This is a genomic window from Desulfovibrio sp. JC022 (genome assembly GCF_010470665.1).
In the GTDB taxonomy this organism is placed as follows: Bacteria; Desulfobacterota; Desulfovibrionia; order Desulfovibrionales; family Desulfovibrionaceae; genus Maridesulfovibrio.
The window spans coordinates 89,194-114,957 of the sequence record NZ_VOPZ01000007.1; the positions used below are offsets into that span (position 1 = coordinate 89,194).

Sequence of the window (25,764 nt, forward strand, 5' to 3'; positions counted from 1 at the left end):
CGAGGCCGGATAGAATCCGACCTCGTTTTTTACCTCTTTAAAGGCGATTAAAAACTTCAATAAGCTGGAGATCCTCCACCTGCTTCACTTCCAAGACATCGTACAACTTTTCAAGTTGCAACATGATCTGCTCAAGCTTGCTGTCTTCGGCAACAGTAAGAATCATGCGGCTCTGCCCTCCATCCCCCACAGGACCACAGACAATCCCTTCAAGGTTGAAATTGCGACGGGAAAAAAGCCCGGTAATCTGGCTCATCACCCCGGCATGGTTGCGAACCAGCAGATCAATTACGAAATTATGCTTACACATGGCTAACCTCCGATCATTTCCCGGTTGGCACACTCAGGCGGAACCATGGGAAAAACCTTATTTTCAAAATTGATGGGAATGTTTATTACACATGGACCGTCCTGCCCCAGCACCTTGCGCAGAAACAACTCAGGATTCTCCTGCTCACCAAGGTCAAATGACGGAAGCCCGAACCCTCTGGCAATGGATGCGAAATCGGGATTGCTTTCAAAGCTTGATGCAAAAAAACGTTCCTCGAAAAAAAGCTCCTGCTGCTGACGAACCAGCCCAAGCCTATTGTTATTCATAATCAGGACCTTAACGTTCAACCGCTGCTCAGCAAGCGTGGCAAGTTCCTGAATATTCATCAGAAAAGAACCGTCACCACTTACACATACAACCTTTTTATCCGGCTTTGCCAATGCCGCACCAATGGCATTAGGCAGTCCGAAGCCCATAGTGCCGAGGCCACCGGAAGTAAGCAGAGTCCGGGGCTTGCGGAAAGGATAGCCTTGGGCAACCCACATCTGGTGTTGACCTACGTCGGTGGTGATGATGGCATCATCTGGCAATGTTTCGCCCATTACCCGGATCAGGTTGAGGGGATGAAAGGTATCCTCTTCATCCGGGCGAACATCAGGGAACAGCATACGGATAGATGCAATACGCGCACTCCAGCCAATCCTGATGGAAACTTCAACCTTTTCAACCAGTTCATGCAAAACCTGCCCGACATCACCAACAATGGAGAGGTTTGAAGGTTTGATCTTGCCGATCTCAGAACGGTCGATATCAATGTGCAGGATATCGGCATGCTTGCAGAATTCGCAGGCTTTACCAACGGCACGGTCATCAAAACGTACCCCCAGCGCGATAATCAGGTCGGCCTCTTCCATGACCATATTGGTGGAACGTGCCCCATGCATGCCGAGCATGCCCAGATAATTGGGATCACCATGGGGAAATGCGCCGAGGCCCATGAGAGTTGTTACCACCGGAATGGAATTCCTGCGGGCAAACTTGAGCAGATCCGCTGAAGCATCCGCAGCTACAACCCCGCCCCCGGCATAGATGATTGGCCTGCGGGCTGTATTGATCATCTTTACTGCTTTACCAAGAAGTTCACGATCACACTCAACAGACGAAATCTGACGAGAAGAATCAGGGATTTCAGAAATTTCAATAATCTCTTTCTGAACATCCTTCGGGATATCCACAACTACGGGTCCGGGTCTGCCGGATTCGGCCAACCTGAATGCTTCGGGGATTATATCCAGCAGATCGGCTGCGGACTGAACCAGAAAATTATGTTTGGTAATAGGAATGGTCAGCCCGTAAGTATCTACTTCCTGAAAAGCGTCAGTGCCGATAAGAGTGCTGGTGACCTGTCCGGTAATGGCAACAACAGGAATGGAATCAAGCCGTGCATCAGCAATGGCGGTGAGTAGATTGGTTACGCCGGGACCGGATGTGCCCATACAGACGGCAGCTTTCCCGGTGGTTCGGGCCATGCCCTGCGCCATAAACCCCGCGCCCTGTTCATGGCGGGCAAGGATATGCTTGATAGAGCTGTCTCTTAAGGCATCGTAGATGGGCAGGTTGGAACCGCCGGGGATACCGCAGACAATGTCGATCCCCTGTTGTTCCAAAAGCTTAATAACCAATTTAGCACCGCTGATTTCCATTTTCGCACCCTCACAATTTCCTGATGATAATAAAAAACCCCCCGCTGGCTAAGCCGGCGGGGGGTTACAACTACATTTTGTGAATGTAAACTGTTGCTTACAACCTTCCCTCCGGCTCGATTAAGCCTCGCACGACCACGACAGAAATCACGACCATCACCACGTTGGTGACGGTTGCAACGACTGCATTCATGTGATCGAGGGTAGATAGTAGCATTTCAGTTTTTCTCTAAAAAAATCCGTAACATTTTTAAAACGTTCAGAGATAAGTAGTCTAACTCAGATTCATACGCAAGTACTTTTTTTATAAATACTAACTAAGAGCGCATTTTGTAGAGTCCGACCCACCCACTTTTGTATCCCAAAATGGAAAAACTGACCTTGAAAAGAGCCGCACTTAACATATTAAAGAAAAGCATGGGCAGATCATTATTCTTCAACAGCAGATTACGATCATTTTTTACCCTGAACGGACTTTTACGAAAGCGGATATCTTTAAGCTTGAGACGATACTTTGATGTAAAACCGACCTGCTCATCCGCTCCGCTATAAAAATTCTTAATACCCTGCGGGTAATACGGCTTCTGATGATCCAAATCGAGCCAGAAATGGGGATGCAACATGGGTGTGGCTATCAGCAGCAGGCCGCCCGGCTTGAGATGATCCAGATAACCGTCAATAAACTCCACCAGTGCTTCAAAATCAAAATGCTCAATTATGTGAGAGAGTATGATAAAATCAAATTTTTCAGCACCATATTTTTCTGAAAATTCATCAAGGCTAACCACATTCAGGCCACGCTTGCAGCATTCCCGGACCTGAAATTCATTTTTCTCAACACCGAGAATATTATTGAACCCCTGCGCCCGCAAAAAATCCGTTTTACCGCCCCGGCCGCAACCGACCTCAAGGATGCGCAGATTACGGTCAAGGGGTGCGAGAATTTTATCCCATTGCATCATTTCATGTCGGGAAAATTCTTTAGTTAAATCACGCAATTTCTTTCTCAACTCAGGACTAGCGGTCAGCATCAGATCCTCCTGCCAGTGCAGCCAGATAACGGGCAGCGTTTTCCGCACCATTCAGATTTATGGAATGCTCATCAACTTCAACTTCAAGACATTTCACAAGACCTTCCCGTAATTCACCGACAGTTACGGAGTGATCTGCAAAAACTTCCTGAACAGCGGAAGACTTACGGGCCAAGACAGCAGCGTGCTCTTCCTGTTCGCCATCTTTCATACCGCGCAATAAAACCAGCGACGGCACTCCGCAAACCATCACATCAGTCAAACTGTTGTAGCCACCGTAAATAACCGCGCTGCGGGAATTGCGTAGATCGCGCAAAAATTGCGGCCCAACCTGTTCAAAAGAGACATGGCCCAGTCCGTTAAACTTTTCAACGACCGTTCCTGATCCGGGCTCACGCAGGTTCATGTAAATTTTCCAATCCCCGTAAGAAACATCAATCCCTGAAAGAGTCTGCGCCAATTTTTTCAGCAGCACTGCCGTGCCTTCACCGGCCCACGGAACAGAGATCACTCCGGCCACTTTTTCCCGTTCTTCTTGATTCTGATCCAAGAACTGCAACTCGGACAAACGCGAAACATATCCGGCATCATGAGGAGTTACGCCGTAATGACCGGACAGCCTCTCAAGTTCTCCGATTCCTGCAACGGAAGAATCACCGTACCAGAGAATATTGGAATAAGCGGAAGAAAAAACATCTGCGGAAAATTCCGACCAGACCTTGCCCACTTCGCCGACAACAGCACGGATGCCCAAGACACGGACAGTTTCCGGAGAGACATCATGGGACGGCAGTAATTCTTTATGTTTGCCCTGCGGTGTGTGGTCGGCAAGAAAAACTTTCGGCCTGTATGTATCTACAATATCACGAATGTTACGTGCGCGAAGTCCACCCAGCAGCTTGTCGTCAATATTAGAATCACCCTTCACGCCGGAAGATTTTCCGCCACTGACGTTTGTTTTATATGACGGCAACTTAATCCAGTCTAAAGAACCATCACCAATAAGTTCCGCAGTAGTTTTGCATCCGGTCACCAGAAGCACTGATAACCCCGGAAATAAACGACGCAAAGCAAGCCCGATTCCGACGCTGCGGCTCACGTGTCCAAGCCCCCTGCCATCGTGAGCATAAATCAAAACATCCAACTTTGAATCCATCAAACAACCTTATTGTTTATTAATCACAATAATTTCAAGCAAATAAAAACTATTTCTCATATCAACAAAAATTCAGAAAAGGGATTGCTTCTGATCAAAAAAAATAATAGAAATTAGCACGCATGCATTCGTCGCGTTTAAGGATTTACATAAATTATCCTTTCCGCTAGATATGCCAACGGCTACAGCGATGCAACAGAAATCCGCCTTTAGCGGAAACGATTTAACCCCTGAGAATCGGTACGATAAATGGACAAGACTTACAACATCTTAATGTACTCCCACGACACCTACGGTCTTGGGCATATCCGTCGTACAATGGCGATTGCATCTCAGCTGAAATGCAAAGGGGTAAATATACTCATCCTTACAGGCTCCCCCATTGTGGGACGCTTTGAATTTCCCGAACAGATTGATTTTGTGCGCGTGCCCGGAATGATCAAAAAGTCTAATGACCTCTATGTTCCGCACTCAATCAAGATAGAACCTGTTCACGCCATGTCCATCCGTCAGTCTATCATTGATGCTACTGCCAAAAGCTTTCGCCCGGATCTGTTCATTGTGGACAAAGCCCCGAAAGGAATGAAGCATGAGATCATGCCTACCCTTGAGTGGATGAAACAGATCGGTCAGACTCGTACCATCCTCGGACTGCGCGACATCATGGATGACTCGGAAAGCACCATTAAGGATTGGACAGATAAAGGTATCTACGATGTGCTGGAAAATCTGTATTCCGAAATATGGGTTTACGGGCATCAGGAATATTACGATCCCATCAAGGAATACGCCATCCCGGAATCAATCAGTAAAAAGATGGTCTTTACCGGATATATTCCCCGTAAAGTCCACAGCCGCTCCTGCCCGGAAAAAAGAAAGAACGGTAAGAAACTGGTTGTGATCACTGCCGGAGGCGGCGGTGACGGCTACCTCATGATGGATGCCTACCTGAAAGCCCTTGAGAAATACAATCCACAGGATTTCAGGACTGTAATGGTTACCGGACCTTTCATGTCCAAGGAACAGCGTCTGGACCTTTCCAGAAGAGCCAAAAACCTTTCGGTGACCTTTTACCATTTTTACAGAAGGATGGAAAAACTGTTCAGCAATGCCGACCTCGTAGTCAGCATGGGCGGTTACAATACCATCTGCGAAATTCTTTCACACCAGCAGGTAAGTTTAATTATTCCCCGCGAGACTCCGCGCCTTGAGCAGACTATCCGGGCCAATGTCCTGAAAGAACAGAACCTTGCTGATTTTCTCCCGTGGCACGATCTTGGACCTGACACAATAATGGAGAAGGTCAATCACCTGCTCAACAATTCCAGCTCAATCCGGGAAGCCATCAAAAACTTCAACTTCACGGGCCTTGAGGTCATGCATGACCGCGTGGGCTACTTTAAAGATAACTGCTAATGACAAATTCTACCCAGCCTGTCCTTGCGATGATTCTCAAGGGCTATCCACGTATTTCCGAGACTTTTATTTCCAATGAAATCAGACTCCTCGAACAGAGAGGCGTCAAGATTCATATTATTTCCATGCGCAAGCCGCGTGAAAGCTTCACCCACAAGTCCATCTCTGAAATCAAGGCCGAAGTTTCATACCTGCCATCCACGGTTGAAGGCTGCCTTGAAGAGCTTTTCGGCTCTACGGACATGGATGCCGGACTTAAAGATGAACGTTACGGCAAGGATGATGAATTCACGGCACGCATTGATAAAATCTGGAATGTCTATCGCGAGACCGGAAGTGAAGCATCCTTCAAACATATGCTTCAAGGCGAATACATTGTGGAAAAAATCCTGCCCGGATCAGATATTTTTCATTTCCATGCTCATTTCGCGCATTCACCCTGCTCTGTAGCCAGAAACGCAAGCCGTCTTTCCGGGTTGCCCTTCAGCTTTACCGCGCACGCCAAGGATATTTACACCCAGAAACCGGAAAAGATCACCGCCAAGATCTCCGAAGCTAAGTTTGCAGTAACCTGCACCGGATACAATTGCGATTACCTGCAATCCATTGCCCCGGAAGGCAAACCGATCCACAAGGTTTACCACGGAATTGACCTGAACCTGTTCAGCTCCGATAAAGAATTCACTTGCTCCGGTCCCTACGAAATTTTCACCGTTGCCCGCTTCACCACCAAAAAAGGTCTGCCCACAGTTTTCAAAGCCCTTAAAAAGCTTGAAGAAAAAGGAATCGACTTCAATTACAATATCGTCGGGGACGGCGATGAGCGTGAAGAGACCCTTAAGCTGCTGGACGAACTGGAGCTGAACGGCAGATGCAACTGGCTGGGCACCAAGCCTCACGAAGAAGTGCTTGAGCATTACCGCACGGCAGATCTCTTCGTTCTCGGCTGTGAAATAGCACCAAACGGTGACCGCGACGGCATACCCAACGTACTTGCAGAAAGCATGGCCATGTCTGTTCCTGTTGTTGTCACAACAGTTTCCGGTATTCCCGAACTCATCGAGAACGGCAAAACCGGCCTGCTGGTTGAACCGGGTGATGCAGAATCAATGGCTGATGCTATGGAGCGCATGCTCACCGATCAGGAACTACGCAAAACCCTGATCCCGGCAGCAAAAGAAAGGGTTCACGAGATTTTTGACAACCGCTACTGGATCAACAAGCTGGCGGATGTATACGAACAGTACGGTATTAAGGCATAGTTGATGCCTCCGGCGGCCCTTCGGGGACCAAAGAACCCTTTTGAAAAAGGGTTCTCTGGACTCTCCTAAAACTTTTATTAAGCTTCGCTGATAATTATCACAAATCGGAGCGGTATAAAAAATAGGAGTCATGTAAATGCGAATTGCTTTTTTCGCACCCCACAAACCCATTGATCATCCCCAGCCATCCGGGGATTTGATCATAGGGAGAACCCTGCATGACTTTCTACATTCCCAAGGACATAAGCTTATGATTGCAAGCCGCTATCGGCTTCGTCATATCACCCAGAAGCCACTTAAGTGGCCCTCTCTCTACATTGAATTTAAACGTACTCTGAAGCGAGTGCATCAATTCAAACCCGACCTATGGCTGACCTACCACAGCTACTACAAATCCCCGGACCTGCTGGGACCGTATATTTCTGCAAAACTTGGCATTCCCTACGTTATCTATCAGGGTGTCTTCGCCACCAAGTACCGCCGCAATCACAAAACGTGGGTAGGTTACATGGCGAACAAACACGCCCTGCTCTACGCCGATCATGTTTTTGCTAACAAGGATATTGATTTCCACAACCTCTCGCGGATCATTCTCCCGGAAAAACTTTCGCGCACCTACCCCGGCATTGAACCCGACAAATTCAAACACTGCCCGGTGGGAGCAAAAGAAATACGCAACAAACTCGACCTAAACGGGAAAAAAGTAATCCTGAGCGCAGCCATGCTCCGCGAAGACGTGAAAGCCGAAAGCATCACTGACCTGATAAAAGCTTTTGCCCCGGTAGCTAAAGAAGTTCCCGACGCAAAACTGCTTATTGCCGGGGATGGTGAAGCACGTGCACGTCTGGAAAACTTCACTGCTGAAAAAGCTGGAGACAAAATTATTTTCCTAGGTCAGATCAAGCGGGAAGAACTATACAAATACTACAGCGCAGCTGATTTTTTCGCTTATCCGGGAAAAAACGAAGCACTGGGCATGGTCTATCTTGAAGCTCAGTGCTGCGGACTTCCGGTTGTGGCCTACTCCACAAATGGCCCTAAAGAAGCTGTAGCCAACGGAGAAACAGGCTTGCTTTCTCCAGAAGGGAACATTGCTGCCCTGTCCGCCAACCTGAACAGCCTTCTGACAGATGAAAATCAACGGAAGCAAATGGCAAAAGCCGCTCCAGAACACGTAATGAATAAATTCGACCTGAGCAAAAACCTTCAGGATGTTGAGATGAAACTCACCAACATCGGCAGTAGGAGATATTAATGAAATCCGTAAAAATCGCATTTATCCGCCACTCGGTCACCGAATGGAATGCGGAAGGACGCATTCAGGGCCATTTTGATTCCCCGCTGACAAAAGATGGGCGAGAACTGGCAGCCGGATGGATAGAAAAACTTCAACCGCAAACCTTCGACGCTGTGCTGACCAGTGATCTGGGCCGGACAATCGAAACAGCAGACATCATCACCGAAGGGCTAACACTCCCGACTTTACGACTTAAGGGATTACGCGAACAGGATTGGGGCGAATGGTCGGGCCTGACCATGGATGAATTGCACGCTAAATTTCCCGGCAAACTTGACGAGGAAGTTGCCAAGGGCTGGGAATTCACCCCGAACAAGGGCGAAAACCGCATAGAATGTGCCACACGCGGAACCAAAGCACTTGAGGATGGAATCAGTGAGATCATCCGTACTGTGGATAAAGATGAAATTAAGATTCTGACCGTAGCGCACGAAGGGGTCATAAAATCTGTAATCTACAAGTTGCTGGACCATGACTTCATGCCTGAAGAACGAAAACTGCTCAAAAAACGGAGACTGCACTGGCTGAACTGGAACGGCGAACTGTCCATTGAAAGGTTGAACGAAGAGTTATGAAAGTAATTCATTACTGCCAGCACGTGCTGGGCATGGGCCATTTTTTCCGCAGCCTTGAAATCGCACGGGCACTGGACCGTGAAGAAGTCATTTTTGTTGCCGGGGGCGAACGCCCGGATCAACCTCTGCCGCCCAATGTGGAATACCGCCAGTTGCCCGGTCTGTGTATGAATGAGAATTTCGGCGGAATTATGCCCACTGATGCTGACCGCGAACTTGGAGAAGTCAAGGAAGAACGCACGGCTACCCTTTTCAAGATATTTGAAGAGGAAAAGCCGGATGTATTTCTTATTGAGCTTTTTCCCTTCGGGCGCAAGGCTTTCCGTTTTGAACTGCTACCAATTCTAGATGCAATTAAAAAAGGCAGATTCGGAGATGTGAAGGTGATCTGTTCCCTGCGGGATATCCTTGTGGAACGCGATGACGGCGGCAAACACGAAGCCCGCGTTGTAAAATACCTGAACAAATATTTCGACCTGCTGCTCATCCATTCCGATCCTAAAATTGCGGCACTGGATGAAACATTTCAGGTTTTCGATCAAATCAGAATACCCTGTCAATACACAGGATTTGCAGCCCGCAAACCAGCGAAAAATGTGCGTGACAAAATTCGTGCAGACTTGCGTGTAAGCGATCACGATAAGCTGCTCATCGCCAGTGCCGGGGGCGGAAAAGTAGGCGGACCGCTGATGCAGTCCGTGCTTGAATCCTTTATTAAGCTGCCCCCGCAAAACAGCAAACTGCTCATGCTCAGCGGACCTTTCCTGGATGATGACAAATTCGAAACCCTGCGCTCAACCGCAAGCGGACATGATTCCATCACCATAAAGCGGTTCGCCGCAGACTTCACGGACCTGCTTACAGCCGGGGACGCAATGATTTCCATGGCCGGATACAACACCTGCATGGATATCCTGACCTCGCAAATTCCGGCAGCAGTATTACCCTTTGCCCAAAACCATGAGCAACGGATGCGTGCGGAACGGATAGCAAAATACATCCCGCTGGGAATACTTGAATCGAATGAACAATCTGCAATGACCAAAGCAATGCACACCCTGCTGAGTCGAGAACGCACAGCAGCCGATCACGGCATTGATCTGGAAGGCGCACGCAATTCAGCTGAACTGATTAGAAAACTTAGGATAATTTAATGCCCGCCAGACCTGTATCAGCAATCTGGAAAAACAAAATTTCCACTCTCACCGAATCCTTCGATCTTTGGTGGGATGACTTCAGCAAAATAATTCCGCAGGACGGGTGTGATGTTTTCTTCAGGGCTGATGATATCGGCTATCCGGGTAAACAGTTCTCCGCCATGATTGATGCTTTTCAAAAGAACAACACTCCGCTGGCCCTTGCTGTGGTTCCGGCATGGCTTAATGAACAACGCAGGGATATGCTGCTTGAAAAATTGGGACCTGACCTCAATTTATGGTGTCTGCACCAGCACGGCTACCGGCACATGAATAACGAACAGCAAGGCAAAAAATTTGAATTCGGCTCATCGCGCAAGAAAGCCATAGTCACCGGGGAGTTGGGACGAGGAAAAGAAAAACTCCGCAATTTGCTAGGGCAACATTTCTGCCCGATCTTCACTCCGCCGTGGAACCGTTGCTCTGCTGAAACCATGCAATCCCTTGTTGAACTCGGCTTTAACGGTATTTCGCGCAGCACCAATGTTTCCCCGCAACCGCCGCAGGATTTACCGGATATTCCGGTCAATATTGACCTGCATACCATAAAAGAATCCAGCCCCGCCAAGGGAATTAAAATTCTGCAATCCCAGATTGAAGAAGCAGTGCAGTCAGGCAATGCCGGATTCATGCTTCACCATCAACGGATGAACAAGACATCCCAAATTTTCCTCCACTACCTGCTCGATAAAATAAGCAACACTCCCGGACTGAGAGTGAAAGACATTCAGGACATGATTTAATTACATATTTGTAATCAAATTAGCCTGATTGCAATGCACTAAAATCACAATTCCCTGTATATCCGTCAAAATTAGGGCTTACACAGGCAAAGTAGTGCCAAAATTTGCATTTTTCCTTTGCATTTCAGGACATTTCAGTTACTTATAAATAGCTAATCGCTAATTATTCACCCATGGTTCACGGGGTCGAACCACGGGGTACAGATACATTTATATCTACCGAGCAAGACATGTCTAAGAATAAAATTCCATTTCAAAATCAGGACGCACAGCCGGACATTGCGGCTCAAGTAGTCCTGCCCTTTAAAAAATCCTTAGAAATCAGTATAAAAAGCTTAAAGTCACGCTTCCTGCGCAACATGGTTACAGTAACCAGCCTTATTCTGGCGGTATCCTTTCTGGCTTATGTTCTTGTAGGAGCAGATATCTCCAGCGGACTGTACCATTCAGGCGACCTTGATCTAATCAAAGCCCTTGAAAAAACAGGATATGAACCGGGCGGAAGTGCCAAAGAACGCTGGATTGTCATCCTTTCCCTGCTGGTCTGCACAGTGGGGATCATCAATGCCCAGCTCATGGCGGTTACCGAGCGTTTCCGCGAAATCGGGACCATGAAATGCCTCGGTGCGCTGGACAGCTTTGTATTGCGATTGTTCTTGCTGGAAGCATCCATGCAGGGGACTACCGGAGCACTGCTCGGTTCAATCTTCGGGGCCATAATCGCCATCCTTGTGGGCATGCTCCGCTTTGGATTCGATGCACTGACCATGCTGCCCTTTGATGAAGTAGGCATGTCACTTCTCTATTCCATCGGGGTGGGATTTGGACTGAGCCTGCTGGGGGTACTTTACCCGGCTTTCATTGCAGCACGCATGCGCCCCATTGAGGCCATGCGGACCGAAGAGTAGCTTCAAGACAGACGAATAAATTTCAAACGGAACAATAACTTAATAAGATAAAAGGCGAGAGATATGGCCGACCAGCACACCATCGTCCGGGTAACCGGGGTAAAACGTAATTTCAAACTCGGCAGCACTGATGTTCAGGCTCTCAAAGGCGTGGACCTTGAAATCTATGCCGGAGAATACCTTTCCATCATGGGGCCTTCAGGTTCCGGTAAATCCACCCTCTTCAACATGATCGGCGGGCTGGATAAACCTTCAGAAGGTAAGGTCTACATCGATGAAGTGGACATTGCCCAGCTGGATGCCTTTGAACTTGCGTGGCTGCGTAACCGCAAAATCGGTTATATTTTCCAGACCTTCAACCTGATTCAGGTCATGACCGCGCTGGAAAACATCACCCTGCCTATGATCTTCGCCGGGGTCCACAACGACGCAGCAGTTGCCAAAGGCATCGAACTGCTCGACCTTGTAGGGCTGAACAAACGCTATAACCATAAGCCGCAGGAACTTTCCGGCGGTCAGCAGCAGCGCGTGGCCATCGCAAGATCGCTGGCTAACGACCCGGCCATTATTCTCGCGGACGAACCCACCGGAAACCTTGACCTCTCCACCGGGGAGGAAATCATCAAACTGATGAACGAACTGAGCAAGGAACGCGGGGTGACTATCATCACCGCTACCCACGATTACAAAATGCTCAACGCCTCCGACCGGGTTGTCTGGATTGAAGACGGACTGATCAAAAAAATCGAACACCGCGACCAGCTCAATATCGATGTGGGCTGCATTCGCATGGCCTGATCACCGGAGGCACAGCTTAATGTCCATAATGACATCTGAGAACATATTTCCACAGCAACGCAACAGAATTATTACCATCCTGTTAGCTATGCTGCTGGTTATGACCGCAGGAATACCCGCCAAGGCATACAGTTCAGCGGACTCCATCAAGCAGACTATTTCTGATCTTTCGTCTTTCGGAGACCGCTCATTCGGCTCCGAGGGAGCCCAAAGGACCGCCGACTATATTGAAATGAAATTCGAGGAACTTGGTGATTTCAAAACCGGGAAACACCTTTTCCTTGCTCCGGCCATGACCGTCTCGGAGACCTTTTTCAGTATCGCCAGCGGAAAACAAATCAGCATCAAACCTGCTAAATTCAACGCCATTTCTCCTCCTGCAACACCGATAGGGGGAGTAAACGGTCCGGTCATTTACGTGGGCAAAGGCAGTCTTGACGACTTTAACGGACTTCCGGTTAAAGATTCCATTGTACTCATGGATATGAATTCCGGCAAAAACTGGCTCAATGCGGCCAGTCTGGGTGCCTCGGCTCTCATCTACATAGACAACGGCCCGACCTTGAAAGGCTTTTTCGAAGAAAAACTTGAACTTTCACCACTGGATTTTCCCCGCTACTACATGAGTGCCGAAGATGCACGCAATGAGATGGGGCTGGATGCCGGAATCGGGAGTAAACTTATTGCCGAATCCGGCAAGCTTAATTCCCGAAGTAAATGGGAACGTATCGAAGCGGAAAACGTCTATTGTATGATTCAGGGCAGCGACCCGGAAATGAGCGAAGACCTGATCGTAATCGAAGCTTTTTACGACAGCTCAGCATACATAATGGGCAACTCCCCCGGTGCGGACGAAGCCCTCTCCATTGCATCACTCCTTGAGATCGGCAAAAAGATGGCTGTTAATCCGCCTAAGCGTTCGGTCCTGCTGCTGGCAACCACCGGACATGGGCAATCCCTGCGCGGTATACGGGAATTTGCTTCCGCTGTTTCCGGCAAGAGTAAGACACTCAAGAAAATCAAGGTGGAACTGCGTAACAAAAAAAATGACGCATCCAGAATCCTTGACGGCCTTGAGCTTGACAATCCGCTGGCAACAGAACTCGCTGTTGAAAATCCCCGACTATTTTCCCTGCTTTACGAGACCCTGAAAAACCAGATCAAAGACGAAGTAGACATTATCAGCAAAAAACTCATGCAACTTAGATTGCAGGAAAACGCTGATCAGGATGCCATCACCAAGCTGGATGAAAAGCGCAAACTTCTGCGCCGCATTTCATGGAAACCAGATTTTTCCACCCTGCCCTCCGAAGAAATGGCAGCAGTAAAAGACCTCTTCCCGCATGTAAAAGAGCAAGTACTAAAAACCAAGAAAGACATTAAGCATCAGCTTACCGCAATCAAAAGTGCCCGCAAGCTGCGCAAGATTGTACGGGCAAAAGAGCTGGTCTGCGCCGTTTCACTGCATCTTTCCAGTCACGGAGAGGGGGTCGGAGCCTTTGGTGAAGGCTGGTTTTATGAACTCCGCCCGCGAGTAAACCTTTCTAGAACTTTTTCACGCATCAATGATATCCTTGAAGATGCTGTGCCTGAGGTGGAAAAACTGACCGGCACGGACGGCATGTACAAGGACACCCTGCGCCCGGACCGCACGCGCCCATGGCAGACCTGGCTGCTCGACAAACCGCAATTCAGCAGCGAAGTCGCCACCATGTCCGGCAAGCTGGGTTTCACATTTGCCACAGTTAATGATGGTCGCGAATTTTGGGGAACCCCTTTTGATACCGTTGAAAATGTTAATTGGGACAATATCGGCAAACAGGCTGAATTGACTGAAGGTCTGATCCGTAAAATTTCCAATAGCGAAGGCCCGCTGACCACCAAGTTGCCGCGAAAAGGTTACGCCATGGTCAACGGCAAGGCCCGCTTCATCCGTCAGGGTGAACTTTTCGCGGACCAACCCGCGCCCGGAGCCATCTTCATGGGCTTTCAGGGCAAAACCAGATTTTACGCCCTTTCCGATTCCGAAGGGGATTTCAAGTACAAAGGCGTAGCCTCTAAAAAGCTGGTTCAGTCCAAACTGATCATCGAAGGCTACAAATATAATGATGACGGACGTATTGTCTGGGCCATCGACAAACAGAAAACCGGAAAAAGCGCGTACAGGGTAAAAATGCGCAGGCTGGATATGGAGACCAAACTGGTCATGTTCGGTTGCCGTCAAACTACTCTGTTCGACCTGCTCACCCCGCGTACCTTCCGCTACATGACCAAAGTGGAAGTACTGGACGGAACCCGTGACGCGACTCCCATGCATTATTGGTACAGCCGCATTGATACCCGTTCCTCAACCATTGCCAGTATATTCCTTGAGCCGGACGTTCCGCTTAAGATGACCCTTTCAGATTCAGTCCTGAACCGGAAGATGATTCTCATCCAATCCAAACCGGACGATCCGGCGGGTAAGGGGTATTACCTCAAGAAATGGCCCATTATTCCGGCAACGGACTATCGCGCTGCTCAAGATATGTGGACCCTGCTTGCTCCGCGCATCAAAAACCTTGAATCGCACGGCATTGTTAACCAACAGATCAGAAATCTGGAACAAAAAGGAACCAAGGCTCTGGCTGATGCGGAAACCGCATGGAAAGAACGACGCTACGACGATTTCATGACCAATGCCCGCAGCGCATGGGCACTGGCCTCCAAGGTCTACCTTGATGTGGACCAGACCCAGAAAGACGTGCTGGTCGGTGTGCTTTTTTACATCGCCCTGTTCATTCCCTTTGCCTATTGCATGGAACGATTGATTTTTTCTTTCGCGGATATCCACAAAAGAATCATCGGTTTTCTAGCTATTCTTTCGGCGGTTATCGCGGTCATCTATTCCGTGCATCCGGCCTTTAAGCTGACTTACAGCCCCATGGTTGTAATTCTGGCCTTTTTTATTCTCGGACTTTCGGTCATGGTTTCGCTGATTATTTTCTTCCGCTTTGAAAAAGAAATGATCCTGCTTCAGCAGCGGGCACACAAGACCCAGACTTCAGAAATCAGCAAATGGAAGGCATTCACTTCCGCATTTGTTATCGGAGTCAGCAACCTGCGCCGCAGGAAACTCAGGACCTTCCTGACATGCCTGACCCTGACGATCCTGACTTTTACCATCATGAGCTTTACCGCAGTAAAATCACTGCGCCAGCACACATATGTGAAATTCAATGACGCCAAGCCCTACTACGGCCTGTTCATGAAGAATCTCGGCTGGCACGACCTGCCCCGCGAAACCCTCGGCATTGTCAGCAACGACTTTGACCAAAGCGGTATCGTTGCCCCGCGCGGCTGGATGGAGCTGAAAGATAAAACAACTTCCGCAGTCACCCCGGTCAGCTTTGAGGGCAAACAGGAAGAAGTGAAAGGTCTCGTGGGACTCAGTTCCATAGAGCCTCAAGTCAGCAACATTGAGAATATTCTTGAGGGAGGCACATGGCTCGCTCCCGGTAAGACAAACCAGATCCTGCTTTCGCAGGAAATGGCCTCACGCCTCGGTGCTGTTGCCGGAGATGAAGTTGATGTCTGGGGCAGCAAATTCATACTCACTGGTATCTTCGACGGTAAAAAATTCAGTGAGCATACCGATCTTGACGGTGAACCCATGACTCCGGTCATCTTCCCTTCTGCCGCAGCGCAAGAACTCAGTGAAGTTGAAGCGGAAGCCATTGAATCAGGGGAAGATATTGACACTTTTCAGGGACGCTACACCCATGTGCCCGGAGAGGTTACCGCCATCATTCCCTACGATACCCTCATGGCTATGGGCGGACACCTTAAGGCAGTGGCAATCGCGCCCGTTTCCGGCGAATTCTCCAAAGAAACAGTCAACAGCCTTATAAACCGTTACGGCCTGCCCATTTTCTCATGCGACAAGAGCGGAACGTATATCTGCCAGTCCTCGGACACCATGAACTATTCAGGTATGGGCAATATAATGATCCCGCTGATTATTTCAGCACTGATCGTTCTTAACACCATGATTACCAGTGTTTACGAGCGTAAGAAGGAAATTGCAGTCTATACTTCCATCGGTATGGCTCCGACCCACGTATCTTTCCTGTTCATTGCCGAAGCTATCGCCTTCGCAGTAATCAGTGTGGTGGTCGGCTACTTAATAGCACAGACAGCATCCGGTCTATTAGCCGGAACCCCGCTCTGGGCGGGCATGACTGCCAACTATTCATCCATGGCAGGTGTTGCAGCCATGATACTGGTCATTGCCGTGACCCTTATATCTGTCATCTACCCCTCAAAGGTAGCGGCAAACATCGCCATCCCGGATGTAAACCGTTCATGGAAGATGCCCGACACCGACACCAACACCATTGAAGCAACCCTGCCCTTCCTGCTCAAACATGCCGAGCAGCAGGATGCAGGCGGTTTTCTACTGGAATACCTTGAATCACATACCGAAGTTTCCCACGGACTGTTCTCCACTTCAGAGATCGAAGTAAATTTCAGTCAGGAACCCTTACCGGAATCTGTCTGCGATCTGCTGGATGGTTGCCCGGATCACATCACCTGTTTCCGTTTCAATGTGCGGGTCTGGCTGGCTCCCTTTGATTTCGGGGTTAAACAGATGGTCGAACTCCGTTTCAGACCAGCCAAAGCGCATCCGCAATTCCTCGAAGCTGCCCTGTTCATCACCCGCGAGTCCGGCGAAATAGGGGCTTGGAAACGATTGAATAAAGACTTTATCAATGCCATCAGGAAGCAATTCCTTGTCTGGCGTTCACTCGAACCGGAAAAACAGAAGAGCTTCCGCGAAAAAGTACCGGAAATGATGGCCTTTGGTTTTACCGGGCTGAATACAAGCAAAAAACTTGCTGACCTTTAAAGATAAGGATTCCACAGATGCATGGTAAAATAAGGAAAAGAGCGATTCTGCTGGGCACCCTCTTCGGGCTGCTTATCTGCGCTTTCACACCTTTCAACAACACCTACTTGAATGCGACTCCGCTGGCCGGGGGACATTTTCCGCTGGCCCCGTTCTTCATACTGGCCTGGCTGACCGCAATCTGCGCACTGCATCGTAAGCTCCTGCGTTCACATCCGCTGCTGACCGGGCTGGACCTGATGACCATGTGGATTCTTATGGTCATTGTATCCGGTATTTCCTACACCGGACTGGCCCGAACCTTTTTCATTAACCTGACTGCCCCGTTTCATTTTGCCACCATCGGCAACAGGTGGAAGGAAGTGCTCCAGCCGCTGTTGCCTGAGTCTCTGCACCCCACTGACCCCAAAGCAGTGGAACAGCTCTATAACGGCATCAAAGGCGGTCCTTTCATGGACAACCTTGAAATATTCAATACCATCCCATGGGGTTCATGGCTGACCCCGCTCATGTGGTGGGGAGCTTTCATCCTGCTTTGCTATTTCATGATGCTCTGCCTGACCAATATTTTCAGCAGGCAATGGGTGGAAAACGAACGGTTGAACTTCCCACTGTTACAGCTTCCCCGCTTCATGGAAGAAGCAATGGATCAGGGCTTGTACGGATCATTCCTTGGAAACAAATTTTTCCTGATCGGGCTGATCTTCTGCGTCTGTTTGCATTTGATCAACGGACTTCATTTTTACATCCCTTCAGTGCCGGAAATGCCGACCCTCATTCTGGCTGGTAAATACTTTGCCAAAACCGGACTTTTTTCCGGGTTTCACAAGTTAAAAATCTATTTTTACCCGGCCTTCGTTGGTTTCGCCTTTCTGGCTTCAAGGCAGATTTCCTTCAGCTTCTGGTTCTTTTTCCTACTCGGAGGACTGTTCTACGGAATCCTGAGCGCATCAGGACTGAACATCCCCGCCTCTGCACTTGGCGTAACCTTCGGCCCAACCCTGACCCGGCCTGAAGAAACTCAAATGATCGGGGCATACCTCGTTTTTTTCTGCTTCATTGTCTGGCTGGCCCGCCAGCACCTAAAACAGGTGATTAAAGAAGCTTTCGGCGCAGAATCCACACGCGGCGACGCAGAATGGATGTCCCTTAGATTTTCCTTCTGGGGACTGGCTGTTTCCGGTCTGCTGCTCACCGCATGGTGTGTATATTTCGGCATCCCTCTGCTGGTGGCCGTGGTAGTCCTGCTCGCATTCTTTGTCTTCACACTGGTGGCTTCCAAGGCGATTTGTCAGGGAGGTATCGCCTACTTCACCCTGACCGCCGCGCCCATCGATTGCGTAACCACTATTTTCGGCTCTAAATTCTTCGGATCCATGGGCATTGCCATCACCGCCATGTGCCAAAAAATTCTTTTTGTCGATCTCAGGGAATCACTCATGCCCTCGCTGGTACACGGTTCCAAGATCAACGAATGGATCAAGAATAAAAGGCTGTTCCTGTTCGGAATCACCAGCATTCTACTGCTGGGTGTAATTGTATCTTTCGGGGCCATGCTTATGGTCTGCTATAAATACGGTATCCGTGAATTGCAGCTGGACTGGGCAACCCGCACTTCAATGAACGTCTACGACAACGTAGTGCGCATCATTCAAGAACCTGCGGCAGCGTCGCATTGGGTAACCACTTTCGCCACAATAGGCGCAGTGGTCATGTTCATGCTCATACTGGCCTACAACAGACTACCTTGGTGGCCGCTGCATCCCATCGGATATCTGACCGCCTACAGCTCAGCCATGAAAATTCTCTGGTTCAGCTTTTTCCTCGGCTGGATTTGCAACCAGCTCACCCTGCGCTACGGCGGAGTCGGACTGTTCAAACGTGTCCGGTATCTGTTCTTCGGCCTGATCATGGGAGATTTTCTCATGGGCGGCATGTGGGCCTTGTATGGACTGTACGCAGGGCAGAGTTATCAGGTCCTGCCGGGCTAATAAGAGTAAGTTAACTACATACTGAGATATACAATATGCACAACGATAAAGAGCTACAAGAATATCGAGACCTGCTAAAAACCCCGACCCATTTTGAAGAGGGCTTTGACTGGAAAACAGTAGTCGGTGCCATCTTCATCGGCTTCCTGATGATGCCGGGAAGTATGTACCTGCAATTGGTCATCGGTCAGGGTATTGGTCCTGCTGCGCGCTGGGTTACCATTATCCTTTTCGCAGAGATTGCCAAAAGATCGTACACCGAGCTGAAACAGCAAGAAATTTTCCTCCTCTACTACATGGCCGGGGCAGCACTGGCCTCGCCGTTCTCAGGTTTGCTATGGCAACAATATTTAGTGCAATCGGACGCTGCACGTATGCTGGGTCTGACAGAATTCATTCCCACGTGGGTTGCCCCGCAGCCGGGATCGGACTCGCTCCTTGAACGAACCTTCTTCCACCGTGACTGGCTCATACCGATTTTGCTGCTGGTGGGGGCGCAGATTGTCCAGCGAATAGACCATTTCGGGCTGGGATACGCTCTTTACCGCATCACATCTGATGTGGAAAAACTGCCCTTCCCCATGGCCCCTGTCGGCGCGCTGGGTACCATGGCTTTAGCAGAATCTACCGAAGAAAAACAGGCTAGCTGGAAATGGCGGGTATTCTCGGTGGGAGGYGTTATCGGACTTGCCTTCGGAGCGGTTTATGTGCTGCTTCCAGCGGTTTCAGGGCTGCTATTTACCGAACCAATCAGGATTATCCCCATTCCATGGGTGGAGCTGACGCCGTATACGGAAAAAATTCTCCCGGCAGTTGCCACGGGTATCCAGTTTGACCTCGGGCTGTTCTTCATCGGTATGGTCCTGCCCTTCTGGGCTGTTATCGGCGGGCTGATCGGGATCATCATCACTTTTGTCGCCAACCCGGTTCTATATGAACACGGCATCCTGCATCGCTGGCATCCGGGCATGGAGACAGTTGAAACGGTTTTTGCCAATAACTTTGACTTTTACATGAGTTTTTCTATCGGACTCGGTCTGGCTATCGGGCTGATCGGGATCTGGTACGTTGTAAAATCTTTCCGCGGTGAACATGCCAAGAGCCGTGAATCATGGAGTAAACTTTTCGAACCACCGGAAGGACGCGGAGATATCAACTTCTGGGTATCCATTGCCATTTATGTTTTCTCAACTCTTGCCTACGTGGGTATGAGTCTACTGCTGGTGCCCAATTTTCCGTGGATTTTCTTCCTGCTCTACGGCTTCATCTACACCCCGGTGATCTCCTACATCACCGCACGAATGGAAGGTATAGCCGGACAGTTTGTCAGTTTGCCGCTTGTGCGAGAGGCAAGCTTTATTGCCGGGGCGAAATTCTTCGGTTATCAGGGAATTGAAATCTGGTATGCACCGATCCCGATCCATAACTACGGGGAAGCGACAGTCCATTTCCGCGAGATCGAACTGACCGGAACATCCATCCGGGGCATCATCAAAGCGGAGCTGGTTGTTTTTCCGGTAGTCATGATTGCCAGCCTGCTCTTCTCACAGTTCATCTGGCAGCTTGCGCCCATTCCATCTTCGAACTATCCTTACGCACAGGAACTCTGGCATTTGCAGGCTCTAAATACCCTGCTCATGCAGACTTCGACACTTGAAGGTAACTCGCTGTTCTTTCAAGCACTGAGCGGTCCGGTCGTAATGGGAGGGATCAGTCTGGGACTTGTCCTTTACGCCGTACTCAACACCTTGGGTCTACCGATTTTGCTGGTTTACGGTGTAGTTAGAGGGCTCGGACAAAGTACGCCCCACGGTTTTATTCTGGAAGTTGCCGGGGCACTAATAGGCCGCTATTTTTTCCAGAAAAAATACGGAGCTATGTGGCGTCAGTATGCCCCGGTCCTGCTGGCGGGATTCTCCTGCGGCATGGGTTTGACAGGTATGTTCGCCATGGGTTGTACCCTGATCCTGAAATCATTAGGTAAAATGGCCTACTGATCCTGACGAAAAACTATGTTTAAAACAAATCAGGATAAGAATTAATACTTTGCGGATGAGTAGAAAATGTTTTAGGTAACCTAGCTTCGGTTTGATTATCCGTTGTGTATTTGCATCAATATGATTATTCGGTTTTCCCTTTTAATTCAGGAAAAAACCGCTTTTCCATAAGGAACAGAGAATGGATCTTAAGAATATAGCGTGGGACGGCATCAGTTTTGATGTACCGTCTGATTTCGAGGTCAGCGGAATCGATAAAAGATTCCTGCAACTCGATAATGGAGAACATCCCTGTATCGAACTTCGCTGGTATGATGCCGGCAGGACCTACAAGGAAAAAACCTATTTCAGGCAGCTTGCCAAAAAGATTGAATCTTCTTCAGGACTTAAAATAGAATCAACTGTCCTTCCCGCTTCATGGAAAGCACCGCTGAAAAAATACAATACCACGGCATTCTACTGGCAATCCGACCTCGCCACCGGACGCGGAGTGATGTTTTATTGTAAGAACGCCGCTAAAGTCATGCTGGTTCAATTCATTGGCAAGTGTGATAACCAGATTGACAATGCAGCGGTTACATTATTTAGCAGCCTGAAATTCAATACCCCTGATGAGGACCAGCTCTGGCATATCTATGATATGAAAGCCACTCTCCCTGCCACCATGGCTCTGGAATCGTTTGAATTCAAACCGGGAAGATTCAATATATGCCTGGCAGACCAGACTGAAATGATAGATCTATACCGTTTCAGCCCTGCGGATGTAATTCTCAAAGACTGTACGCTGAGAGAATTCTCCAAAGAACTCTTCAAAGATGAAATCAAAAAGCTGGGACTTTCCATAGCAGAACTGGAATACGATAAAGGCTCCACCTGCATGTACGGTCAGGTAAAAAGCCCATCCACTGCAAAACTTGCTCTTTCTAAATTCAATCCCAAACGTCGTCCTTACGGACAAATTGAAATCCGCTACACACGGGAAAGCAACCGTATCTTGGCTGTGATGGTAAAGTCACGCCAGCAAATTCCTGAAGACAGGGCAAAAAATATCTTCAAAAAATATGAAATTATTCAGTAAGAAAAAGCCTGTTATCCCGGAAATGACCAGGGGTGAAGCAATGGCCTGCACCCCTCTGAAAAATAGGGATATAAAAGAAACCCGCATGGATAACGGACTGGTAATGCTGTCTTATCCATTGCGGCTTAAACCGCTTTTCGCTGACGTGGCTAAAAGGTTCGGCATGTGGAAGGACGGTAACCCACCCATAAAAGAACTTGAACTAGATGAGATGGGCTCCCTTGTCTGGGATATGATTGACGGAAAAAACAGCGTCCGCGCAATAGCTGCGGGATTTGCAAAAAAATATCAGGTCCTGCCCCGTGAAGCAGAAGTGGCAACAGCTTCATTTCTTAGAGATCTGGGGAAAAGAGGACTCATAGCTTTCAGCAACAAAAACACCGGCACAAAATAGCTTTGCCCGGAAAGAGTAAAGTTTTAATCTGGACCATTACCCACAGGTCAGTTTGATGTATTCTTCAAAACTGACACCGTTCCAGACCTTGCTCACCCAATAAGCGGATGCCCAGATCATGAGTGCAGTTGAGTGCACATCAGAAAGACGTTTCAGCTTGGCTTCAAGATTTGGCCAGCTGACACCGTGAGCACTGTGTACATTCTCTGTTTCACAAGCTTCCTCAACCTGCAAAAAAAGATACGCTCCCTTGCACTGGTTGGGTAAAATCTTCACACCCCGATATGATTCCAAAACAGTCTTCAGCTCAGCAACATTCAATTCCTGTGCAACAGCACGCATGGATTTAAAAAACATATCCACAGCCCAGGGCAGAATAAACTCTGCGCCTGCACTTTTGGTCTTGAAATAATTCTTAAGCCACTGTTCGTGATCGTGCGTAATCCTGGCTGCAACCTGCGGCATGTCTTCCTCCTAAGGCTACTCCTCTAGTGATATCATCAACTTAATAACCACATTTACCAAATATATCAAGACTTTTTCTAGAAAATCACCAAAACTATTTAACGATCAAAGCTCTCACGTATCTGCTTAAAAAGACTAAACAAAAGAGCTCCGGGAACAGCCTTGCCGTTAATTTCCATACTATCAATACGCACTACAGTATTATTGTTAGGTGTAACATTTTCTTCGGTTACAAGTACAATTTTTTTCTGAGACGCAGATTGCCCTTCACTGGCATCAATAACAAGGACCCACTGACCACCCTTTTGCTTCCAATCAAGATCAACACTTCTATGTGAATTTATACTATTCTCAAGCAGAGTGACAAAATCTTCCAATGAAAAATGCTTGCGTCCCTTTCCGGCAACACCAAGATACTCACCTTCTGAATTACGGATTACCAGAGGACGTTCAAGATACCCGGAAGAAGGAAAAGAGGACTCATCCGGACCGGAATCGCCGCCAGCCCTCAAAATCCTGAAAAGCTCTGCCCGGTCGCGCTTTAAACGTCCAATCTCCATGGCCATGTCCATAATTCTTTCATTGGTATCAGCGGAGAGCTTGCGTTTTTCGCTTCTGAGCGTTGAGACTTCTTCTCTTAAATCACGCAATTCAGTCTGAAAGAGGGCCTGACTGGACAGCATATCGGAAACCTTGCCTAGGACCGAAGACAACCCTTTGATTACGGTCTCCATATCTGAACCGGACTCCAGACCGGCACCATTGATCAACTGTTGATCATTTTTAATACTATTAACCAACATACCGAACTTAAGACTCAATTCAGTTTCAATTTGTTCAGTTGTCCAATTCATTCCATACATTTCACGTATCCTCCTGAAAATTTCAACGACTTCTACAGAATACTTCTGCCTGCGACCACTCCCGCCAGCTGAAGGCAGGAATTTTGAGTACTTATCCTTATAGTACACCACTGTTGAAGGAGGAATATCCAGCCTCCTGCCAACCTCTCTCAAACTTAAGTACTGATTCGACATACCCCTGCTCACTTGTTGTTCATTATCAAACTTAAACAAACAATAAACCCTTAAAACGAGCAAGTCAACACAAATTGAACAACATATTGACCAAACAACTCGCCATTTTGTTCAATTGAACAACCAATAACTAAAACTACTCACCAGTGGACAAGCAGTTAATAGTGCTTATTCTTTAAACAGATGGGAAAAACATCGACGGAGGGTATGTGGAAATAGGATCAAAAAAACTCACATTATGCGAATTGAGTCGCCTGCTTAAAAAATTTGAGTGCGTATAGTGACGGAGTAACATCCCACAGCCACGTAGCGTGGCAAGCGCACTTTTCTCTTGCCCTGTGCAGTACATAAAGTGTAATCAGAAGCAAGGAGAAAAGGGTCAAGGCCTGACCTGGAAGAATACGCACCAACGATGTTAGAAAAGATCAAAACTACGAATCTTCAGGAAGGGATGTTTGTTGTTTGTTCCGCCAACGGCTTCAGCAGTCTGCCCACGGAATTATCCAACACCCCTATTTCCAACAAAGCAGACATCTCTGCCATACTTCAACTCAATATCAATGAAGTTTTGATAGATTCCGAAAAAAGTGCCGTACTAAACTCATTCCCCCAGACGACTTATTCAGAAGAGATTCTCTTTGCCCGCGAGGCGTACAATAATGCCCTTAGCTGCGTGCAAAAAATATTTCATACAATTGAGCAGGAAGGATCACTTGAAATCTCCGAATACAAAAAAGACATCAGCCCCCTTATCGACTCGATAGACAGAAACAACAGCGCAGCGGCAAGCCTGACCGTATTAGCCCGTGCAGACAGATACCTGCACACGCACAGCCTGAACACAGCAATCCTCAGTGCCATTCTCGGTCGATACATAGGACTTTCAAGGGAAGCCGTTGAAGAGCTTTCCATCACGGCAATGCTGATGAATATTGGACAACTCTGGCTGCCGAAACAATTGATGAATAAGAAAGGCAAACTCTCCAGAGACGAATTCAAGCAAATTAAGATCCACACCTTAAAAGGATATAAATATCTTGCCGACCACGACTCACCGCAAGGCATTATCAACTCGGTAAAATCCCATCACGAAAAATATGATGGAACCGGATACCCGCAAGGACTGTCCGGGAACGATATCCCGCAATATGCACGCATTATTTCCATCTGCGATTCATATGATGCCTTAACCTCAGACCGTCCCTACCGTGAAGCAATGACCCCTAATTCGGCCATTAAACACCTTTATTCCATGGCCAATTCATCATTTCATCCCAGATACCTGGAAAGCTTCATCAAATGTGTGGGAATTTATCCTGTGGGCTGCTTTGTCAAACTTTCAGACGGACGCTACGGAGTTGTAGTCACCAATACCCCCAAAGCCCCGCTACTGCCGCAGGTAAAGATCGTATTCAACAGCAGATTCAGGGCTATTCACCCGGAATTCGTGGACCTGTCCAAAAGATCTGATCAGACACAGGGAAATAACTTAGAAATTGTTGAATGTATTCACCCGAAAACATTCAAACTGGAACTGGACAGATTTCTCTGGTAATCG

At 48.2% G+C, this 25,764-nt stretch carries 20 protein-coding genes; 14 read left to right on the forward strand and 6 right to left on the reverse strand.

Annotated elements, in window-relative coordinates:
* Positions 1 to 37: 37 nt before the first annotated feature.
* The 4 genes from ilvN to FMS18_RS12360 all read right to left on the reverse strand — a co-directional run bounded on the left by ilvN (position 38) and on the right by FMS18_RS12360 (position 4,161).
* The gene (gene ilvN, locus FMS18_RS12345; RefSeq protein ID WP_163294972.1) at positions 38 to 310 is read right to left on the reverse strand and encodes an acetolactate synthase small subunit; all 273 of its coding nucleotides are present in this window, start codon (positions 308 to 310) and stop codon (positions 38 to 40) included.
* A gap of 2 nt (positions 311 to 312) precedes the next feature.
* Positions 313 to 1,974 carry a biosynthetic-type acetolactate synthase large subunit gene (gene ilvB / locus FMS18_RS12350; RefSeq protein ID WP_163294974.1) on the reverse strand — a complete coding sequence of 554 codons (1,662 nt, stop codon included), beginning with the start codon at positions 1,972 to 1,974 and terminating at the stop codon, positions 313 to 315.
* A 317-nt stretch (positions 1,975 to 2,291) separates the two neighbouring features.
* A complete protein-coding gene (locus tag FMS18_RS12355; protein WP_163294976.1) occupies positions 2,292 to 3,005 on the reverse strand; it encodes a class I SAM-dependent methyltransferase in 714 nt (237 codons plus the stop codon).
* A complete protein-coding gene (locus tag FMS18_RS12360) occupies positions 2,992 to 4,161 on the reverse strand; it encodes a hypothetical protein (RefSeq protein WP_163294978.1) in 1,170 nt (389 codons plus the stop codon). The genes FMS18_RS12355 and FMS18_RS12360 overlap by 14 nt, the downstream gene beginning before the upstream one ends.
* A gap of 249 nt (positions 4,162 to 4,410) precedes the next feature.
* Here FMS18_RS12360 and FMS18_RS12365 point away from each other — a divergent pair, with 249 nt between their 5' ends.
* The 13 genes from FMS18_RS12365 (at position 4,411) to FMS18_RS12425 (ending at position 22,704) form a co-directional block, all read left to right on the forward strand.
* Complete coding sequence (locus tag FMS18_RS12365) at positions 4,411 to 5,577, forward strand: glycosyltransferase family protein (protein WP_163294980.1); 1,167 nt, start codon at positions 4,411 to 4,413, stop codon at positions 5,575 to 5,577.
* Positions 5,577 to 6,839, forward strand: coding sequence for a glycosyltransferase family 4 protein (locus FMS18_RS12370; protein WP_163294982.1), 1,263 nt, complete (start codon positions 5,577 to 5,579; stop codon positions 6,837 to 6,839). The genes FMS18_RS12365 and FMS18_RS12370 overlap by 1 nt, the downstream gene beginning before the upstream one ends.
* A 136-nt stretch (positions 6,840 to 6,975) precedes the next feature.
* The gene (locus FMS18_RS12375; protein WP_163294984.1) at positions 6,976 to 8,094 is read left to right on the forward strand and encodes a glycosyltransferase family 4 protein; all 1,119 of its coding nucleotides are present in this window, start codon (positions 6,976 to 6,978) and stop codon (positions 8,092 to 8,094) included.
* The gene (locus FMS18_RS12380; RefSeq protein ID WP_163294986.1) at positions 8,094 to 8,711 is read left to right on the forward strand and encodes a histidine phosphatase family protein; all 618 of its coding nucleotides are present in this window, start codon (positions 8,094 to 8,096) and stop codon (positions 8,709 to 8,711) included. Before FMS18_RS12375 ends, FMS18_RS12380 begins: the two co-directional genes overlap by 1 nt.
* Positions 8,708 to 9,865: a glycosyltransferase family protein gene (locus tag FMS18_RS12385; protein WP_163294988.1), complete on the forward strand. Its 1,158-nt coding sequence runs from the start codon at positions 8,708 to 8,710 to the stop codon at positions 9,863 to 9,865. The genes FMS18_RS12380 and FMS18_RS12385 overlap by 4 nt, the downstream gene beginning before the upstream one ends.
* Entirely contained in the window at positions 9,865 to 10,650 is a 786-nt protein-coding gene (locus tag FMS18_RS12390) for a polysaccharide deacetylase family protein (protein ID WP_163294989.1), read from the forward strand. The genes FMS18_RS12385 and FMS18_RS12390 overlap by 1 nt, the downstream gene beginning before the upstream one ends.
* A gap of 230 nt (positions 10,651 to 10,880) precedes the next feature.
* Positions 10,881 to 11,558 (forward strand): ABC transporter permease, encoded by a 678-nt coding sequence (locus FMS18_RS12395; RefSeq protein WP_163294990.1) that lies wholly within the window; start codon positions 10,881 to 10,883, stop codon positions 11,556 to 11,558.
* Positions 11,559 to 11,621: 63 nt separating this feature from the next.
* Entirely contained in the window at positions 11,622 to 12,356 is a 735-nt protein-coding gene (locus FMS18_RS12400) for an ABC transporter ATP-binding protein (protein WP_163294991.1), read from the forward strand.
* A gap of 19 nt (positions 12,357 to 12,375) precedes the next feature.
* Positions 12,376 to 17,244, forward strand: a complete 4,869-nt coding sequence (locus FMS18_RS12405) for an FtsX-like permease family protein (RefSeq protein ID WP_163294992.1) — start codon at positions 12,376 to 12,378, stop codon at positions 17,242 to 17,244.
* A gap of 17 nt (positions 17,245 to 17,261) precedes the next feature.
* On the forward strand, positions 17,262 to 19,235 hold the full coding sequence (locus FMS18_RS12410; protein WP_163294993.1) for a DUF6785 family protein: 1,974 nt from the start codon (positions 17,262 to 17,264) through the stop codon (positions 19,233 to 19,235).
* A 35-nt stretch (positions 19,236 to 19,270) separates the two neighbouring features.
* Positions 19,271 to 21,232: a peptide transporter gene (locus FMS18_RS12415; RefSeq protein ID WP_163294994.1), complete on the forward strand. Its 1,962-nt coding sequence runs from the start codon at positions 19,271 to 19,273 to the stop codon at positions 21,230 to 21,232.
* A 181-nt stretch (positions 21,233 to 21,413) separates the two neighbouring features.
* On the forward strand, positions 21,414 to 22,310 hold the full coding sequence (locus FMS18_RS12420) for a hypothetical protein (RefSeq protein ID WP_163294995.1): 897 nt from the start codon (positions 21,414 to 21,416) through the stop codon (positions 22,308 to 22,310).
* Complete coding sequence (locus FMS18_RS12425) at positions 22,294 to 22,704, forward strand: PqqD family protein (RefSeq protein ID WP_163294996.1); 411 nt, start codon at positions 22,294 to 22,296, stop codon at positions 22,702 to 22,704. The genes FMS18_RS12420 and FMS18_RS12425 overlap by 17 nt, the downstream gene beginning before the upstream one ends.
* A 36-nt stretch (positions 22,705 to 22,740) precedes the next feature.
* Here FMS18_RS12425 and FMS18_RS12430 read toward each other — a convergent pair whose 3' ends face one another.
* Positions 22,741 to 23,169: a hypothetical protein gene (locus FMS18_RS12430; RefSeq protein ID WP_163294997.1), complete on the reverse strand. Its 429-nt coding sequence runs from the start codon at positions 23,167 to 23,169 to the stop codon at positions 22,741 to 22,743.
* Between the two features lie 98 nt (positions 23,170 to 23,267).
* Complete coding sequence (locus FMS18_RS12435) at positions 23,268 to 24,206, reverse strand: MerR family transcriptional regulator (RefSeq protein WP_163294998.1); 939 nt, start codon at positions 24,204 to 24,206, stop codon at positions 23,268 to 23,270.
* Positions 24,207 to 24,618: 412 nt separating this feature from the next.
* On the opposite strand from FMS18_RS12435, the gene FMS18_RS12440 reads away from it, so the two are divergent.
* Positions 24,619 to 25,761, forward strand: coding sequence for an HD-GYP domain-containing protein (locus FMS18_RS12440; RefSeq protein WP_163294999.1), 1,143 nt, complete (start codon positions 24,619 to 24,621; stop codon positions 25,759 to 25,761).
* The last annotated feature ends 3 nt before the right edge of the window (positions 25,762 to 25,764 follow it).